This window comes from Leptospira wolbachii serovar Codice str. CDC, assembly GCF_000332515.2.
GTDB classification, from domain to species: Bacteria; Spirochaetota; Leptospiria; order Leptospirales; family Leptospiraceae; genus Leptospira_A; species Leptospira_A wolbachii.
Genome location: NZ_AOGZ02000016.1, coordinates 190,111 through 207,185 on the forward strand (window position 1 = coordinate 190,111; position 17,075 = coordinate 207,185).

The 17,075-nt window shown below is 37.9% G+C and carries 16 protein-coding genes; 4 read left to right on the forward strand and 12 right to left on the reverse strand.

Features of this window, described 5'->3' with window-relative positions:
• The first annotated feature begins 44 nt into the window (after positions 1–44).
• On the forward strand, positions 45–578 hold the full coding sequence (locus LEP1GSC195_RS18345; RefSeq protein ID WP_002980766.1) for an adenine phosphoribosyltransferase: 534 nt from the start codon (positions 45–47) through the stop codon (positions 576–578).
• Positions 579–617: 39 nt separating this feature from the next.
• Here LEP1GSC195_RS18345 and LEP1GSC195_RS18350 read toward each other — a convergent pair whose 3' ends face one another.
• Positions 618–1,655, reverse strand: coding sequence for an ATP-binding protein (locus LEP1GSC195_RS18350; protein WP_015682884.1), 1,038 nt, complete (start codon positions 1,653–1,655; stop codon positions 618–620).
• A gap of 31 nt (positions 1,656–1,686) precedes the next feature.
• Between LEP1GSC195_RS18350 and LEP1GSC195_RS18355 the strand changes: the two genes are divergently transcribed.
• Complete coding sequence (locus LEP1GSC195_RS18355) at positions 1,687–3,234, forward strand: S1C family serine protease (RefSeq protein ID WP_015682936.1); 1,548 nt, start codon at positions 1,687–1,689, stop codon at positions 3,232–3,234.
• Between the two features lie 4 nt (positions 3,235–3,238).
• Positions 3,239–4,714: a PDZ domain-containing protein gene (locus LEP1GSC195_RS18360; RefSeq protein ID WP_015682854.1), complete on the forward strand. Its 1,476-nt coding sequence runs from the start codon at positions 3,239–3,241 to the stop codon at positions 4,712–4,714.
• Here LEP1GSC195_RS18360 and LEP1GSC195_RS18365 read toward each other — a convergent pair.
• Genes LEP1GSC195_RS18365 through LEP1GSC195_RS18390 form a run of 6 tightly spaced genes read right to left on the reverse strand, consistent with a single transcriptional unit; the run spans position 4,711 to position 11,402 of the window.
• A complete protein-coding gene (locus LEP1GSC195_RS18365; protein ID WP_015683005.1) occupies positions 4,711–5,934 on the reverse strand; it encodes an AZOBR_p60025 family cell surface glycopolymer formation protein in 1,224 nt (407 codons plus the stop codon). The genes LEP1GSC195_RS18360 and LEP1GSC195_RS18365 overlap by 4 nt on opposite strands.
• 15 nt (positions 5,935–5,949) lie before the next feature.
• Positions 5,950–7,518: a hypothetical protein gene (locus LEP1GSC195_RS18370; protein ID WP_232227858.1), complete on the reverse strand. Its 1,569-nt coding sequence runs from the start codon at positions 7,516–7,518 to the stop codon at positions 5,950–5,952.
• Entirely contained in the window at positions 7,491–8,213 is a 723-nt protein-coding gene (locus tag LEP1GSC195_RS18375) for a glycosyltransferase (RefSeq protein WP_015682898.1), read from the reverse strand. The genes LEP1GSC195_RS18370 and LEP1GSC195_RS18375 overlap by 28 nt, the downstream gene beginning before the upstream one ends.
• Position 8,214: 1 nt before the next feature.
• Positions 8,215–9,255 (reverse strand): NAD-dependent epimerase/dehydratase family protein, encoded by a 1,041-nt coding sequence (locus LEP1GSC195_RS18380; RefSeq protein WP_015682959.1) that lies wholly within the window; start codon positions 9,253–9,255, stop codon positions 8,215–8,217.
• The gene (locus tag LEP1GSC195_RS18385; protein ID WP_015683043.1) at positions 9,245–10,720 is read right to left on the reverse strand and encodes a nucleotidyltransferase family protein; all 1,476 of its coding nucleotides are present in this window, start codon (positions 10,718–10,720) and stop codon (positions 9,245–9,247) included. Before LEP1GSC195_RS18385 ends, LEP1GSC195_RS18380 begins: the two co-directional genes overlap by 11 nt.
• A gap of 34 nt (positions 10,721–10,754) precedes the next feature.
• Complete coding sequence (locus LEP1GSC195_RS18390) at positions 10,755–11,402, reverse strand: hypothetical protein (RefSeq protein WP_015682866.1); 648 nt, start codon at positions 11,400–11,402, stop codon at positions 10,755–10,757.
• On the opposite strand from LEP1GSC195_RS18390, the gene LEP1GSC195_RS18395 reads away from it, so the two are divergent.
• Entirely contained in the window at positions 11,397–12,917 is a 1,521-nt protein-coding gene (locus tag LEP1GSC195_RS18395; RefSeq protein ID WP_015682984.1) for a peptidase MA family protein, read from the forward strand. The two genes, LEP1GSC195_RS18390 and LEP1GSC195_RS18395, sit on opposite strands and share 6 nt — an antisense overlap.
• Here the strand turns inward: LEP1GSC195_RS18395 and LEP1GSC195_RS18400 are convergent.
• The 5 genes from LEP1GSC195_RS18400 to LEP1GSC195_RS18420 all read right to left on the reverse strand — a co-directional run bounded on the left by LEP1GSC195_RS18400 (position 12,871) and on the right by LEP1GSC195_RS18420 (position 17,067).
• Complete coding sequence (locus LEP1GSC195_RS18400; RefSeq protein WP_015682921.1) at positions 12,871–13,932, reverse strand: DUF1574 domain-containing protein; 1,062 nt, start codon at positions 13,930–13,932, stop codon at positions 12,871–12,873. The two genes, LEP1GSC195_RS18395 and LEP1GSC195_RS18400, sit on opposite strands and share 47 nt — an antisense overlap.
• A gap of 83 nt (positions 13,933–14,015) precedes the next feature.
• Entirely contained in the window at positions 14,016–14,378 is a 363-nt protein-coding gene (locus LEP1GSC195_RS18405; RefSeq protein ID WP_015682885.1) for a PLU-1-like domain protein, read from the reverse strand.
• Between the two features lie 58 nt (positions 14,379–14,436).
• Positions 14,437–14,892 (reverse strand): SRPBCC family protein, encoded by a 456-nt coding sequence (locus LEP1GSC195_RS18410; protein ID WP_040507259.1) that lies wholly within the window; start codon positions 14,890–14,892, stop codon positions 14,437–14,439.
• Between the two features lie 101 nt (positions 14,893–14,993).
• Entirely contained in the window at positions 14,994–16,307 is a 1,314-nt protein-coding gene (locus LEP1GSC195_RS18415; protein ID WP_015682975.1) for an SAM-dependent methyltransferase, read from the reverse strand.
• The gene (locus tag LEP1GSC195_RS18420) at positions 16,264–17,067 is read right to left on the reverse strand and encodes a DUF1365 domain-containing protein (protein WP_015682930.1); all 804 of its coding nucleotides are present in this window, start codon (positions 17,065–17,067) and stop codon (positions 16,264–16,266) included. The genes LEP1GSC195_RS18415 and LEP1GSC195_RS18420 overlap by 44 nt, the downstream gene beginning before the upstream one ends.
• Positions 17,068–17,075 lie beyond the last annotated feature (8 nt).

Genomic DNA, 17,075 nt, shown 5'->3' on the forward strand with positions numbered 1-17,075 from the left:
TTTTTTTATTGCAAAGGCCTAGTCTTCTTTGGTTTCATCCTAATATGTCCATTGTTAAATCTAAGATTCGTACCATTCCCGATTACCCGAAACCAGGGATTCTCTTTCGCGATATTACCTCCCTTCTCATCGATCCGGAAGGCTTCCAACTGACAATTGGAATGTTTGTAGAACGATACCAAAATGCTAAATTAAATAAAATTGCCGCCATTGATGCCAGAGGATTCATTCCCGGTGCGGCTCTTGCTTTTCAGTTGGGTGTAGGATTTGTTCCCATCCGCAAAAAAGGGAAACTACCTGGGGAAACTATTTCTGAATCCTATGCATTGGAATACGGAGTGGATCATGTAGAAATCCATACAGATGCTATCAGTCCTGGTGAAAGAGTTTTGATTATGGACGATTTGATTGCCACAGGGGGAACTCTCGAAGCATCAATCAAACTGGTACAAAGTCTAAAAGGTGTAGTTCATGAATGTTCCACAATCATCAACTTACCAGATTTAGGTGGAGCAAAAAGAATCAAAGATACTTATGGAATCGATGTATTCTCTATTTGCGAATTTGAAGGACACTGAAATAAAAGTATAGTTTTTACTAAAAACAAAGGGTTTTGGTTAGGTTACGGATTTCCAGTCATTACTCTTTGTTTTATCCACTCGGATACTCACCTCGTTACCGAGAAAATTCCACCGAACCACAAATAGTTTTTTCAAAATATGGATCCCACGGCCCCCCGTAACTAATTTCCTATCCGATTCAATAGGGCTTGGAACGAGTCTCGGATTAAAACCTTTTCCACTATCAATCACATAAACATCTATGTATTTACGTGATTCAAACACATGTACGGTGATGATGTCATCTTCTCGTTTGCCACCATGTTCCAAGGCATTATCTAAGGTTTCGTCGACTAAAATCTGAAACCAAAAACTATCCATAATTTTACGCCAGTTTCTTGAATCATATAGGCTCCAAAGTTTTTCTTTGATGAGGCGCGAATGGGATCTTGTAGCAAGGATTTGGTCTTCAAAAATCTTTGTAGACCTTTCAAAGATAAATGAAAATGGATGAGTTAAATAATTTTCCGTGAAGGAATAATGAAATAAAAAAACAATAAAACAAGAGAGAAACAACAGATTCACAAAGAGAAAAAAGTGTAGAAAATATTTGGTTGTTAAGGGTATAACATTAGGGAAAAAACAAAGAGATCCAAAAAATACACAAGTAAGAAAGGTAGCAAAATAAATATATTCCATAAATTTTTGAATGGCAGGAAAGTTATATCTAAGTTTTGCTATGATGAGGTATACAAAAGCCAAGAATGCTAACACGTAATAAGTGTTATAGTAATATTTCAATAGGATTAAACTCGTATTTGGATAAATTTCGTTCAGTAACCCCAAATCCACAAATAACAACATAATCCCCATCCCCAAAACAAAGGAACAGATGACAACGAGCCTCGGGAAATTTCGAAAGAAGGTTGGAAATTGTAACCCAAAGTATAATAGAATAAAAGATAAAAAGACTAAATAGGTAGCTATGGTATGGGGTTGGTTTAGGATTTTATTTTCTAAGAACAAACTGTTGGAAAGTATTGTCAAATCTCCGATACAGAAAAAAGCCGCAAGGACAGAAAAACTTGTTTTCATTCTTGTCCGCGGATTCTTTCTAAATGAAACAATGCCGGCAATCAATGAAAAAAAGGCGGTAACTCCGAATATGATGGATTCAAACAAACTCATGCAAAAACAAAAAAAAATTCTCTCCTCTCCATCTCTCATTGCGAGTACTATTTTATTTTTTACTAGTTTATTCCTAAGTCCTCTTCACCCCCAAGAATACAGACAATCCATTGACGAAATTAAGAAATCTGTAGTCCAAATCCGAGTGTTTTCGCAAGCCAAGGACCCCTTCTCTCCCTGGATCTCTTCTGGAATTTCCGCCTCCACTGGTTCGGGATTTTTGATCTCAAAAAACCGTATCCTCACCAATGCCCATGTTGTGTCCAACGCCAAGTTTATGGAAGCCCAAAGGAACAACCAAACTGAATGGTATGAATTGAAAGTTTTGTTTATTGCACATGATTGTGATTTGGCGCTTTTAGAAGTTTCAGATCCAGAGTTTTATACAGACAGTAATTATTTAGAACTAGGAAGTTTACCAGAACTTGCAAGCCCAGTCGATATTGTTGGATATCCCATTGGAGGTAGTAAAATCTCTGTTAGCCGAGGGATTGTCTCCCGAATCGAGCAATCGACTTATGCGCATTCACAAATTGATAGCCATTTAGTAGTTCAAGTCGATGCCGCGATCAATCCAGGGAACTCCGGCGGACCTGCCCTTCAAAATGGGAAGGTCGTTGGTGTTGCTTTCCAAGCATCCACAAAAGGAGAAAATATTGGTTATATCATTCCCACAGCGGTGATTCAACATTTTCTAAAGGATATTGAAGATGGAATCTATCAAGGTTACGTTGAATTAGGCATTCAAACACAACCCTCTTTTTCTGAATCCCACAGACAGTTTTATGGGGTTCCCAACCAAGAAGAAGGTGTCTTTGTCACAAAGGTACTAAAAGCAGGTTCTGCTGATGGTTATTTAAAACCAGGGGATTACTTAACGGCAATTGACGGACGTAAAATTGGTAGGAATGGGAATCTACTCGAATCCAATTCCATAGATTTTCTGGAAGTTGTGGACAATAAATTTGCTGGCGAAGAGATCCGGTTTGATCTCATTCGTGAAAAGAAAAAAATAAACGTAAAATTTCCGGCAAAAAAAATGCCACAAATGGAAAACCAAAGAGCAAGATATGGAATCAATTACGACTATACTGTGTTTGGTGGTCTGGTATTTCAAACCGTGAATCGAGACCTACTGGAAGCCTGGAGTAAAAATGGGCAGACACAAGGTGGAAGTCTACTTGTTTACAGGTTTTATGATGCCACCACTCTTTCCGATGCCAATTCGGAAGATGTAGTTTTGTATCGTAAGTTACCTCACCCTATCAATTCCAATTCTGATTTTTATTTGAATATGGTGGTAGAATCTTTAAATGGAACTAAGGTAAAAAATTTAAGCCACTTAAAAGAAATTTTACAGTCATCCAAAGAAAAGACCATACAAATCCAGTTTTATGGAATCCAATTGCCTATGATTTTGGACCGAGAAGAAGCTGAACGTGCTGACCTTGAAATCAAAAAAACCTACCATCTAACAGGAAACTAATACTATGTTGTCTTTGAATCAAAAAAATAGATTCACCTTCGTTCTTCTTTTCTTTCTAACAGGATCTCTATTTGGAAAATCCATTCCCGTTGCAATGACGGATGCCTCTATTCTCCAAGTAAAGGTAACCGTTCAGTACCCACACTTTATCCAACCTTGGAGATTCAAAACACCTGAGATTCGCCAATCAACTGGAATTTATATTGGAGATAATAGAATTCTGATCCCTGCACAGGCAGTGTATTTTTATACAAGTATTGAAATCAAAAAACCAGATGCTCTCAAAGTATACACAGCAGAATTAGAACGATTAGATCCAGACTTAGGACTCGCTATCTTAAAATTCAATGACCCCAATGCTTCTAAAGATTTAAAAGCCGTCTCTTTTCCTAACGAAGTTTTTCTACCGGGAACTGGTCTTGTTATGGAAAGCAAAGACCAAAGAACTTTGGAAGAAAAAAAAATCAGAATGATTCGTTTGGATATGGATTCCTACTCAAGCGGTTATATGGAACTTCCCTATATTGAAATTCAATCCGAAGAAAAATTGGACGGTGTGGGTGAATTGATTGTAGATGCCACGGCAAGAATTCCCCAAGGCATTTTATACCAATTCAAAGAAAACAATTCTGGCAGAGTCATTCCTTCTTTTTCCATCAAACACTTTATAGACGGAAAAAATTTCCCATTTAAAGGATTCCGTTTCAAACCACTGATAGACAGTGCCACAAGAAACCACTATGGACTCAGAAAAGATGATTTGGGAGTGCTCGTGGCTGAGATTTATCCGGGTTCTTCTGCTGATGGAGTTTTACAATTAGAGGACGTCCTACTCGAAGTTTCCAATTTCAAAATAGATCCAAAAGGATATTTCGATCACCCCAAATTTGGTAAACTGAATGTATCTTATTTATTTCATAATACCAATGATGCAGATTCTCACTTCGGGAAAAAAATCAAACTGAAAGTATTTCGCAATAAAAAGCCTGCGACTCTTGAATTAGATTTAAAACCGTTGCCGGAGTCTGCCATTCGCATTCCTTATGGAAATTCCAGATTTCAAACTCCCAAATATTTAATGTTAGCTGGCATCATTTTCCAAGAACTATCTGAACAATATTTAACAGAACATGGGAATCAGTGGAGGAACCGCGTAAGCAAAGAACTTCTTTATCTGAATGATTTCTATCGTATCAAACGAAATTCTAACGAGGGTAAAATTGTTTTTTTATCACAAGTTTTACCCCTCTCAGGGAATAAAGCCTATCATACGGCCCACCAATTGATTTTAAAAACAATGAATGGAACACAAATTCAATCTTTGGACCAATTACAGAGTTTGGTCAAAGAGTCTGATTCAGCATACATCCGTTTTGTGATGACGGATGGATTCGAAGTGATTTTTAAAAAAGAAGAAATCCAAAAAATAAATACAGAAGCAAAACAAAGTTTTCAAATTCAAAAGGATTCTAATTTTTAGAATCCAATAAATCCTACTTGGTAACTCAATTGTTTAGAAATGAGTAGAACCTTTACAAGAAAAAGTAAGAGAATAAAGAGAGTGAATAAAATATACTCCTGTTTCCGAATGTTTTTGTCTTCGTTTAGTAATAACAATAAAACTGGGATGGATAGAGTAAACATTCGGGATACATTTTCATAAACAGACCAAAAATGGTAATACCCCGCAGTTCCTACCATAAACATAATCAGAAAAAAAGAGATTCGAAACTCCCAACCCTTACTTATTTTGCCAGTGAAAGGTAAAAATAATCCAAGGAAAAATAAAATGACAAGCGGGAACCTTGAGAATAAACGAGCCAAGTCTTTCCAATTCGTACCACTACCGAGTAACCTCCAAATGGATTCCATATATGAAATGAGCCCCTCAAATGGTAAAATAAAGTCTGTTAGTCGGCCCGGTCTCCAATTAGGGAAACGATAGGCCAAATACAAATGCCAACAAACAGGAATAATTAGGACCGATCCAACGATTATAATTCGTTTCCAATCTTTCCGAAAAACCGCGGCAAGACCCAAAGGAAATAACAGAAACAAAGCAGGCTCTTTAGTTAGGATTGCCAAACTGGAAAGGATTATAAAAGGAAGATAGTTCTTATTTACATAGTAATAATAGGCGATGATAAGAATCGAAACCATTACGGTATCACTTACAAGTACATAATAACTTCCCAATGCAAAAGGGCTTAATAAGTATAAAATGGCGTATGGTTTTGTTTCTTCATTCAATAACTTACGCAAATAGAAGTAGGAAAGAAGTATTAGAGATATATTCCAAAAATACATTCCAAAAATGGCAGCTGTTTTTCCAAACAACCCAAATAAAGCAATTAACAGCGGATAGCCGATCCTTGGTGCCCGATAAGACTCGTCGAATCCTTTTGGCCAATTGAGATTGAATTCAGAAAGGGGTCTCGAAAAGTAATAAAAAATTTGGCCGTCATAACCTGCACCCAAATCCCCCGCCTCTCCCTTAAATAGAACTGCCTTTTCTGGTGTTTCCGCCTGATTTTGCATTGCGAATTCATAACCAAAATTTACCATAGAAGTGGGATTCCATTCATATTTTTTCCAGTACCCTAAAGTGGAAACACCCCAGATCAGAAAAAAAGATAAAACGGTAAGCCACTGTTTTGAATTAAAGAATAAAAAAATTGGTAATAAACGTTTTTGTACCATCAGTGTAACTCCAGATTACGGATTTGATTTTGAAATTATCGTTTCTAAAGAAGCAGAGAAAATAGAGTTATAATAATGAGCACCTTCGTAAGTTAGATGATGCGGATCAAAAAAGTATCGTACATCGCTTACGGCTTCCGTATGATCAATAAAGGTTTGGCCTCGTGTCTCCAAGTGAGATTTTAAGTGCGAAATCCAATCCTTTCTCCATTTTGATTTTTTATAAAAATCGAATTCAATAGGATTTTCAGGACTTAAAACTAATACAAAAGGGATTTGATGTTGGTAAAAATAATCAGAGACAGTAAGGATACGGTTGAATTCTAACCAAGGTTCGAAAGTGATAGAATTCACATTTTTTTTAGCTTCCCGCACAAAATGCAATCTCCAAAGTTCATTTCTTGTTCCTGCATCTCGAATCATACGTTCAAAGTAGTCAGCTTGAAATTCTGGGACAGTCATCGTCACCAAACGAGTGTCATCCCAATAACTACCGCGAGAGTACGATCTGTTTCCCAACGTTGAAGTTTTACAGAAAAAGTGAGACAACCGAACGCCAACAGGCTCATCCTTACCATAACGAATCAGATTCACTTCTTTTGCCGAAGATAACTCGGACAATACTTGGATTTGGACCACCGACCAATCCATTGAATTTTGAACCAAAGAACTCCATTCCAAATCATTCCAACCAGAATGTTCAAAGGTTCTTTCAATTTCTTGAATTGGTTTTTGATTGGGAAAAGAGTTTGTATCTGTAAAAAAACGAAACCTTATTTTTGTCTTTGGTTTCTGGAAAAAGATAGATTCTTTTGATTTTTTTTCAGAACAAACAATAGTTGCCGTTTCTTTTGTCCATCCCTTTGACCAAATTCCTTCTTTTGGTTTTTCTCCTTGGTAGAGATGATATTTTCTTCCACTTCGGAAGTGGTTGTCTATATAAACCTCGATAGGATCCAAAAAGAAAACTCTAAACCGGCTAACATAAAATAAAGACTTTGTGGCCAATTTGGAAATTGTTTTTCTCGGTAATTCGGTCCAATGGTCTTCTAAATATGTCCTTGGATAAATCGTTTTTGCAGGATACCGTTCGCCAAATTCTTTTACCCATTTATCTTCATTGAATTGAAATTTTCCGAAATTAGGTTCTTGGTATTCCCATTGCAAATCAGCAAAGTTATGTATATAGACAACCAAGTTCGGATGGGAATCCAAAAGATTTTCTTTATAATAATAAAGGTCTGTGGGAGCCATGGCCACATGGGAAAAAAAAGAATACTTTGTTTTAGAATCTATTTTTTGATTGAGTTCGTCTGGTAGAACCGAATACAAGGCAACGGAACTTCCCGCAATTATGCTTCTATGTTTGTCTTTTGAAGATTGTAATTCCTTTGTTTTATGGATGAAATTGTACCAAGGAGAGGAATCCCATTCCGTTTCATTGGGAAACATAAAATAAAGTTCAAAAAATAGGAGTCTATCTAATAAAAAAATACCACCTAATAAACTACAGGTGACGATGAATACTTTCCATTTCAAGCTGAAACGGGATTTGTTTACGGGTATTGTGGGATCAGTTTCCATTTTCGTAACAAAAGTTTTTTAGCAAATTGAATGGCCAGTTTCAACACTTTCCGATTGAAGCTACTATTAGAAAAAATATAACGAATGGGTAATTCTTTAATGGTGCCATCGTTTCTTGCAACAATCGAAAGGGCTTCCATGTGGAAATCAAAGGCAACTGATTCCAAAGGATACGCTGCAATTTTTTGAAACATTGGTTTCGAATACCGTCGGTATCCACTGGTGCAGTCTCGTAAATTTGCCCCAAAAAGATTAAAAATCCCTTTTGATAAACAATAGTTCATGACTTTGGCTGCGAGCCAGGAAATAAACTTACGATAGATCGGAACATTCACAGTAGAGGTTCTGGAACCAATGACCAAATCACAATTGGGAAAAGTTTGAAACTCTTTTAGATAACCTGCGTCATGCGACAAACCGGCATCCATTGTAATAACCCAGTCATATCCTTTGTCCGCAGCATACTTCATTCCATCTTGGATTCCCTTTGGGATATGAGTATTTTTCTCGTGCCGGATGACATGAAGTCGTTTCCCAAATTCTTTCTGTAGGTTGGCCAATATTGTCGGTGTGGCATCTTTACTGGCATCGTCCGTTACAGAAACATCAGCATACACAATAGCACCACGAACCACTTCTTCAATGGTTGCGGCTTCATTGTACGCCGGAATGATAACCAGAGTTTTATTTGACATTCTAATTTCCGGCGATATTGAATACGTCTTTGTTCGCTTCAATCCACTTAAGAAGTCGAGTTACACCTTCTTTCGGTAGGATTTTTGGATTGAATCCGAATTTTTTTGCTTCTTTGATATCGCAGATAAAATAACGCATGTCACCCGGTCTTTCTACTTCAAAAAGAATTTCTTGTTTTTTGCCAAGAATTTCGCCAATCAGATGAATACATTCTAAAAGAGAGATTTTATGAGGGCTTGCACCACCAATGTTGTAAACACCTGGAATCGGATTCTTAAAAAATTCTAAATAAGATTTGGCACCGTCTTCTGCATGTAAGATGTCTCTTGTTTGTTTTCCAGTTCCAAAAATACGCAGAGGTAGACCGAACACAGAACGAATCGCAAAGTTTGCTACCCAACCATGGTCCTCACCACCAAACTGACGTTCACCGTAAATACCCGTAAAACGGAAACTTGCAGCTTTTACACCATACATATCCGTATAAGAGCGAACATAGTGTTCCGCACTCATTTTGGAGGCATGAAGAGGAGAAATTTGGCCCACCATAGTTGGTTGTTCTACAGAAATTTCAACAGGATTTCTTTCATAAGAAGTTTTACCTTCTGTTAAACTATCGTTAATGGAGTTCCCATAAACATGAATCGAAGAAGTATTCACAACAGGGATTTTGTGTTTACGAGCTGCTTCCATCACATTAAAAGTCCCGATTACATTCGTTGAAAAATCTAACTCAGGATCTTCCCAGGAAATAGTCATCGCAGGTTGTGCTGCCGTATGAATGATATAATCACAATCAGCCGAACGATCCATTAAATGTTCTAAGTTCCGAATGTCACCTTTCACCATAGTGACACCAATCGATTTCAGATAATTCCAGTTATAATCACGAGTTGCATCCGAACCGTATCCAGTTCTTTTTAATTCATACTTGGTCATGTTGTCAAAACTAACAACATCCCAACCTTCTTTACGAAATAATTCACAAACATGGGATCCTAAAAATCCGCATCCGCCTGTTACCAATACTTTATTCGCCATCGCGATCTTCTCCTAGGTAAAACTTTTTTGAAATAATCAATTTCATTATATGGAATGAATCTGAAATCATATCACGTAACCGATATTCCACTTGTCCGACTGGTTTAAAATAGGAAACGGGGATTTCTATACAACGCATATGAGACCTAACAATATCTATCATAAGTTCTACAATAAACTTACGATCTTCCACAACCAACTGTGGTTTCACTCGTTCATAAGACTCTCGCCAAACAGAAAAAAACTGGCAGTCCACATCGGTAAACCTCGGTTCTTGTCCCCACCAAAACACCTCCACCAATTTACCCATCAGTAAATTTACTAAACGGTAAAGTGGTTTGAGGTTCGATCCTTGTTCGATCATCTGCCTTGTGGTGCGAGTTCCAATCACCATGTCGGAATCTTTCATGTATTCTAATAATTTAGGGAAGTCTTTGGACCTAAAAGATCCGTCGGGAGAAACCACAACAATGATATCACCTGTTGCGTATTCAATTCCCCTTCTCACTTGTTCTCCCAATCTTGTGGGATCCCCATCACCAGGAAAAGTGTAAGTTTTGACCTTTTCTTTTTTACTGAGGGCCAAAGTTTCATCCGTCGATTCATTATCGATGACTATGATTTCGTTAAATTTATCTTTAAAGTCTACAATCACATCTGTGATGGATCTTTCGTTATTGTTAGTTGGGATTACTAAACTTGTTTTAAACTTATGGAATAAATCATTTCTTACTTCATAAACTGCATGATAATAATCCTGCATAGAGTTAATGTTGAAATATTCACAACTAAGCATAGTTGCATACACCCCTCCTTTGGACTCTTTTGCCATCTTATCAATAACATCCGTTATCTCAATTACACCTGATTTTGGAGAAACGGGTGTTTTTTTAAAAAACTCAAAATACTCAGGTGTAAAAAAATAACTCCCTAATCCTAAAAGTTCATTGGGAGGGTTCTCTGGTTTTTCAACTAAATTTAGTATTTTATCATTCTCTAATACAACGGAATAGTTTTTTCGAATTCTAGACAGTAAGGATGTTTTTACAATCCCAATGGAAGCTGCCATTTGTGGATGTTTTTTAAAAACCTTTAAAAAAATATCATGATCGGTTCGGTAATAGAATTCATCACCAAGGATGGTTAAAAAAGGTTCATGGATGGTTTTTTCCAGGCTCGCCACATCGGAAGCCAACCCTTTCTCTGTCCAATCCACAGGTTCAATCACCACTTTAGGGATAACCAAACGAATATGATCAATCTCTGCGATGATTTGTTCTTTGAGATGACCTACCAAAACGTAGACCTTTTCAATCCCAAAGGTCTTTACCATAAGTTCCACATTTCGGTGGAGGATGGACTTACCTTCGATGACGAAGAGAGGTTTTGGAATGAAACTGGTTCGGGGATATGCTCGGGTTCCTTTTCCGGCAGCCGCAATGACCCCAATTCTGATCTTTTTCAATGTAAAAGGAAAGTCCCTGAAACGAAGCCGTGGGTCAATTAGAAAAGGTTCGTTTCCACCGGTAGAATTGTAGGCCTTCCTGGGTTCGGTAGCCTTGGAATGGTTCCCACTTCTGCTTAGAAGGATTCCAGGCCCATTCAGGGTTCTTCCCACCCAGTCCATTCAAATGAAAGCCCCAAATGCCTTCTGTAGTCATCTGGGGTGCCTCAAACCGTACTGCGACTGGATTCCCTGCGACTGGATCTAAAACGTAAGGCAAAATAACTTCTTTCCTAGTTCCCAGTAAGGATTCCGAGATTACAAACAAACCCGATTCCCGAGTTCCCAATCGAAACTGTAAATGATCACAATCAAACCTTCGTAGAAGTGCCATTTTTTTGCCCCAGGTATCTGTGGCACGGATTTGACAAGCTTCTGGAGTGAGGAGGAGGTCTTGACCTTCTCTTGTGACTTTTCCGACAAACAATACCTCTTCCCAACCGCGGGAATTTTGGAAACGGAGCTCTTGGGCGTTATAAAAAGACTTTCCCTTTTCCGTAAAAATCTCTATCCCTAATATTAGATACCCGTTCTCTGTTGGCAGTTGCTCTGAAAAATAAAGACCCTCTAACGACTTTGCGTGGTTTGGATTCGTCCAAAAGATAATCAGGGCAACAAAGCCCACTATTAGGAATTTATGCATTTAAAACGACTGATCCTTATTCCTATCATCTTCATAACATCATTCACGTCGTATTGCAATCCGCTAAATTCCCCAAAAGAAAAAAATGACGATCTTATCCTTCTCCTTGGATTGTACTCATTACTCGGTGGCAGTTGTTTGAATGGACCCGATCTTTGGGCCAGGGATCTAGTATCACAAAGTAGTGTCTGTGTACCTGTGGATTTAGTCAGTTCTGGAACCAATGTTGAAGTGTATAAAGAAAGGTCCTTATCCGTTAACTACGATTTAGTAAAGTTTGCTCGCGATTTTGATACAACTACTTATCCCAAACTCATTGCAACATTTGGTACACCGAGTGATGTTGACGGTGATGGAAAAGTAAAAATTCTCGTGATGGACATCCGGGATGGAGCCACAGCAAACAGTGCTTACGTGGCAGGATATTACGATCCTATCAATTTTTTCCCCGACAATTTTTTGTCTCGCGTGCGATCTAATTATGCAGAAGTTTTGTATATGGATGGAAAAGAACTGATAGCAGCGCTCACTCGCGATCCAAATGCCTTTGCTTCTACCGCAGCTCACGAATTCCAACACCTACTTCGATTCCCAAGAATGCGTGCTGCAAATCATAACGATGAAATTTGGATCAATGAAGGCACAAGCGAAGTCGCCAGCGACATTGCAGGGTATGGACCGCAAAACAGCCGTATGGATTGTTATTCGGGTGTGACCGATTCTCGTTGTTTGGATGGCATCAATGGAGTATCACTTCTAGACTGGGATAATAGCAGTTCCGATATATTAAAACAATATTCTTTTGCTTATGTATTTATGCGCTACTTGTATGATAGTTCAGGAACCACAGAAGCGGAAAAACAAAACTTTTTTAAAGCTACTGTGATTGGTTCAGGCGCGGGGACTCGGGCAAATACAACGGGAAATTTAATCAGTTTGTTTCGATCCTCCGCGAATTTTAATTCTACCCTACTCGGCTCTCAAAATTCGGAGGTATTCTTTCGAATGTATTCCCTACTTGTGGCACAAAGTTTTGGACTTACAAACAATCTTTCTTCTGTTGAATACGTAAGTGCCGATGGAGCCGCACCCGCTACAGTCGATTTATCTTCTGCTTCTGGAAATTACCTTTTGGCAAACAGCCCTTCCCTCTTAAGAATCATTGCAAATCCAGTATTACCGACAGTCAATCGCTTATCAATCAAACAAGGCTCTACAAACTTTTACAATACAGCAACTCCAACCGTCCCGGGAAGTTCGAGAAAGAATTATGGACGAGTGGCAGCGGGGAGTACAAAGGGGGTCTTCTTTTGGGCAGATTCTCCTGCAGGACTCAATGTTAGTGTCAAGTATGTACAGACAAACGAAGATGCAACCACACCCACAATTCCCAAAAAACCTCGGTCCCTCAAATCAGTAATAGAAGAAACTCCTACTACTGGACCTGTACCCATTTGCGGAATTGAATTTACAAATGATTCGGCTCGTACTTTCGAAAGTATTCCAGTAGAATAGATCGCATCAAACTGCGATAACAATCCTTTGCTACGTGACCACCATCGGCAAACGCATTACAAGTGTAAGATGGATCATTTTTCAACTTTAAAAGTGGGAAATTATATTTACCTGTAAGGTCATCAATTTCTTTCTCCCAAGTTTTCACTAAAGTTTCTTTTTCCATCAAGGTTTCAAAGTCTGGTGAAGAAAGAGGCCATACGATAATGGTTTTTATTTTCTCCGCCTGCAAACGGTTCAAAATTTTTTCATAAAAACCAAACTGCATCTGACTACGAACATAAGATGCAAATAACCAATCCAAAGTTCTATGGCTTGTCATTTGTAAGGAGTTGGAATCCTTCTCCATATAATTATCTACGGGGGACAACCCATTCCCGTTGTGAGATAAGATATAATCATAAGTATCCTTATGCATGACAAAGGCATTCTCTAAAAATGGATTTTTATAGTTCCTCCACATTTGATCGATATAAGGTTTATAAGTTCCTACGGCAAAAAGTTTACGGCCAAGAAAAAAGGAAACATGATCCTTTCCAAATAAAGTAAAATTCGAAATTACATAGGGCAGATCGAAACTATAAGTAAGGTTAGAACTTTTAAATACCGAATTTTGGTTAAATTGGTTTGGATCAGTTTCCATAATGACCAAATCTGGTTTGATCCCTGCATCCAACACCTTTGTCAGTTGGAAGTCGTAATAGGCAGGAGTTGTTACTGCCGAAGAAAGATTATAAATCTCCCAATCTGGATAAAAAGAAACTAACTCATCATGATCAAAATAAAGAAGGCGCGAGGATCCCAAAATTAACATGATTTTTTTTGTTTTTGGAGAATTGACCCCCGGTTTTTCAGAAACCAACTTTTTTAAAAAATCTGATTTGGCCTTATAGTTAACTGCCGTTAAATCAATCTTAGTAATCGTCTGAATATAGGGGATTCGAAATATAGAATCGACCAAAAACAAAAATAGTAAAAGGATAACCGGGTAAAAAAGAAACCGTGCCTTGAGCATATCTGAAAGGAGAAAGGAAACTGATTTAATTGTAAAGCGAATTGAAGAGGCTCCCCCGAGCTTTCGGTCAAGGGAGAGGAAGTTTAAGCAACTTGCGTACGAGCAAGTTTGCGTTTCTTTTTGAGATTTACAAACCAATCATCTGAGTTACGGATGTGGCTTACTAATTTTTTTACATACTCTCGATTTTCTGGATTCAGAATCTCGCGTGCTTCTTGAATGATTTCTTCCACAGTCTTCACATGGAAGGTAAAATAACTGGTGAAGAGTTCATAATACTCTCTGTCCGTATTCTCCCAATCCTTTGACTGAATGTCAGCGGAAAACTCAGATAACTGTGGTATGTCGATCTCAGGTGTCGCATCAAAATGATTGTTCATCATTGCGATACGGTCTGTTATATCAGTTAATTTCTGGAAATACGTTTCCAATTCGGGATATTCCATCTTCCAACCCTCCTTAACAACCCTTACTTTTACCAGGATTTTAGAAAGGCCCTAGAGATCAAGTCTTTTTAAAAAATTTTGTGATATCCGGATTCTGTTTTAGAAAGTCTTTTAAGTGAATCGCCTGTCCATCCCATGCCTCTTTTGCCCCATCAATCCATACATCGGAACCATCCCCATCCGGGAATCCTCCATTAACTATAGTTAGTTGGGATTGATTTGAACCCAAAGATTCAAATAATAATTGCAAATAGATTGTTCCAGCAGGGTCTGCAGGATGGTCTTTCCACTCCATAACCAATTCTTTTAATGGTTCAATTTTTTTATAGATTCCGTGAGTAGTAAAATCACCTTCAAGTCCCAATTTCCATGTCCATGAGAAATCTCCACCAACCTTCGGCCTTCCTCTTACCTCATCCGCCAACCAATGGACTAACACTTCATAGACGGTAACACCCGACCACAATTTTTCTATTGGTTCATCAAAGGTAAATACAGACTTCGTTTCTCTCATAGACAGAGTAGTAAAGTTTTGGGTTTTCTTTGGCAAGATGTTTTTTGGATAGGAAACTGCCAGTGTGACTTGCACACCGGTAGTTTCCGACGGGAATCAAATTAGATATTTAGATTGTTTGGTCTAACATATACCGACTGGATGACACTGATATTTCTCATCTGGAAAGCAGCAGCACAATACGCCAAGTAATACCTCCACTTTCTGATAAAAGTTTCACTGTAACCCTGGTTTCTTACCTCAGTTAAATTTTCTTCAAATGCCTTTAACCAAATCCGTAAAGTCTTCGCATAACTAAGACCCATATCTTCTAGATGAAATAGATACATATCACCCGTGCGGTTGATGGCTTGGTTCATCCGCCCAATGGAAGGCAAAAGAGAACCAGGGAAAATATGTTTCTGAATGAAATCGATTCCATTTTTGAAAGATGTAAACCGAGAGTCTGGACAAGTGATGACTTGGAGAGCCATAATTCCATCTCTTGTGAGAAGGTCCTGGCATTTCTGAAAGAAGGTTTCATAAAATGCATCTCCTACTGCCTCTAACATCTCCACAGAAACAATCTTAGAAAACTGTCCTTCTAACTTGCGGTAGTCTTGAATCCTAATTTCTATTTTGTCAGACAGCCCTTCTTTCTGAATCCTTTCCTTAGCAAAAGCATATTGTTCTTCAGAAAGGGTTATGGTTGTGACTCTACATCCATAATTTTTTGCGGCATGAATTGATAAAAAACCCCAACCACTTCCAATTTCCAAAAGATGATCCGCCGGACTCAGTTTTAATTTTTGACAAAGTTTATCTACTTTCTTAGTCTGAGCCTCTTCTAGTGTTTCTTCAAGTGATTCAAAATAAGCAGAACTATAAGTCATAGTCGGATCTAAAAACAATTTATAAAAATGATTCCCTAAATCATAATGTTCTACTATATTTTTTCTACTCCCCGTTAATGTGTTTTTTCTTAGAAAATGTAGGAATTTGTTACCTAAATTGAACAAATCCAGGTGAAATAGTTTTTTCTTCGCACCGGATAGGCTAGGACTGTCATCTACATTTAAGATAAACCATGAAATCACATTTTCAATGGAGTCGGTGTCCCAATCTCCCGTTAAATAAGATTCTGAAAATCCAATGTCACCGTATAACACTGATTTTTTGAAAAAAATTGGATTTTTTACATGAACAAGTGCTGAATGAAATTTTGAATCTACAGAAGCATTAGGATCTCCAATGATCACTTGTTCTCCATCAGGGAGGATCATTCGAAGGGATCCCCTCTTCATGGAACTCATTGCTTTAAAAAATATCTTCCTGTAAATAGGAAATTGTTCGACGGTAGACTTGTTCTTTAATTCGGTAAAAAGTTCTGAATCAATCGTGTCTTGTAAGAGGGACTGGTTCTGTGATTTCTCCAAGGGGAACTCCTGTTTGTTTTTCTAAGTTTTGGTCTTTCTGTATGTATGGAATTTTTTTCATCCATAACTTGAAAGCTTGCCAATGAATCAATGTTATTATTTTGACGGTGATGAAAGGAAATCGGGTAAAAAGTTTTAATAAGTATTTAGAATGAAATGGAATTTTTTTTCCAAGAAAGGAAGTGGTAAGAATCCGTTTCCCATTTTCAAAAGAGTCGACACCAATCTGTAATTGTTCCTTTGGTATGTTCAATCGAAACTCAAATTCGGAATCTAAGGGAATGAAAGGAGAGACATAAAAATTCTTCTTCTCTCGAATGTACACTTCCGGATCAGCAATGGTCCCCTTGGCTTTTTTAAAATATCCAAAGTAAGGTTTGATCTCTCCAAAGGTATTTCCTACTTCCGCAAGGGAAACTAGTGGTTCGCCAGCAATATCATAACAATAGTAAAAACTGACAGGATTAAATACGTAGCCGAAGATACGAAGGTTGGTTAGTAGAAATATCTTTCCGATAGGTCTTGTCACCCCAGAGGTTTCGAGGAAGGACTTTATGTTTTCGTAAACGTACTCTTTTCCAAACTGGATGTGGTCTTTGTCATAAAAGGAAAAGAGGTTCCAGCGGTTTCTCGAAAACCAGAAGCTTTTGTTTGACAACTGGTCTATTTCGGATAAATCCAAATAAAAATTAAATATCCGATATTGAAATTTGTTGGGAATGGGTGCGGTTCGTGCATGGAACACATCCGCCTCATACATACAAGAAT

Excerpts from the sequence above, each read along its gene's own strand:
- LEP1GSC195_RS18345 (WP_002980766.1), top strand. The coding sequence starts at position 45 with ATGTCCATTGTTAAATCTAAGATTCGTACCATTCCCGATTACCCGAAA.
- LEP1GSC195_RS18350 (WP_015682884.1), bottom strand. The coding sequence starts at position 1,655 with ATGAAAACAAGTTTTTCTGTCCTTGCGGCTTTTTTCTGTATCGGAGAT.
- LEP1GSC195_RS18355 (WP_015682936.1), top strand. The coding sequence starts at position 1,687 with ATGCCGGCAATCAATGAAAAAAAGGCGGTAACTCCGAATATGATGGAT.
- LEP1GSC195_RS18360 (WP_015682854.1), top strand. The coding sequence starts at position 3,239 with ATGTTGTCTTTGAATCAAAAAAATAGATTCACCTTCGTTCTTCTTTTC.
- LEP1GSC195_RS18365 (WP_015683005.1), bottom strand. The coding sequence starts at position 5,934 with ATGGTACAAAAACGTTTATTACCAATTTTTTTATTCTTTAATTCAAAA.
- LEP1GSC195_RS18370 (WP_232227858.1), bottom strand. The coding sequence starts at position 7,518 with ATGGAAACTGATCCCACAATACCCGTAAACAAATCCCGTTTCAGCTTG.
- LEP1GSC195_RS18375 (WP_015682898.1), bottom strand. The coding sequence starts at position 8,213 with ATGTCAAATAAAACTCTGGTTATCATTCCGGCGTACAATGAAGCCGCA.
- LEP1GSC195_RS18380 (WP_015682959.1), bottom strand. The coding sequence starts at position 9,255 with ATGGCGAATAAAGTATTGGTAACAGGCGGATGCGGATTTTTAGGATCC.
- LEP1GSC195_RS18395 (WP_015682984.1), top strand. The coding sequence starts at position 11,397 with ATGCATTTAAAACGACTGATCCTTATTCCTATCATCTTCATAACATCA.
- LEP1GSC195_RS18390 (WP_015682866.1), bottom strand. The coding sequence starts at position 11,402 with ATGCATAAATTCCTAATAGTGGGCTTTGTTGCCCTGATTATCTTTTGG.
- LEP1GSC195_RS18400 (WP_015682921.1), bottom strand. The coding sequence starts at position 13,932 with ATGCTCAAGGCACGGTTTCTTTTTTACCCGGTTATCCTTTTACTATTT.
- LEP1GSC195_RS18405 (WP_015682885.1), bottom strand. The coding sequence starts at position 14,378 with ATGGAATATCCCGAATTGGAAACGTATTTCCAGAAATTAACTGATATA.
- LEP1GSC195_RS18410 (WP_040507259.1), bottom strand. The coding sequence starts at position 14,892 with ATGAGAGAAACGAAGTCTGTATTTACCTTTGATGAACCAATAGAAAAA.
- LEP1GSC195_RS18420 (WP_015682930.1), bottom strand. The coding sequence starts at position 17,067 with ATGTATGAGGCGGATGTGTTCCATGCACGAACCGCACCCATTCCCAAC.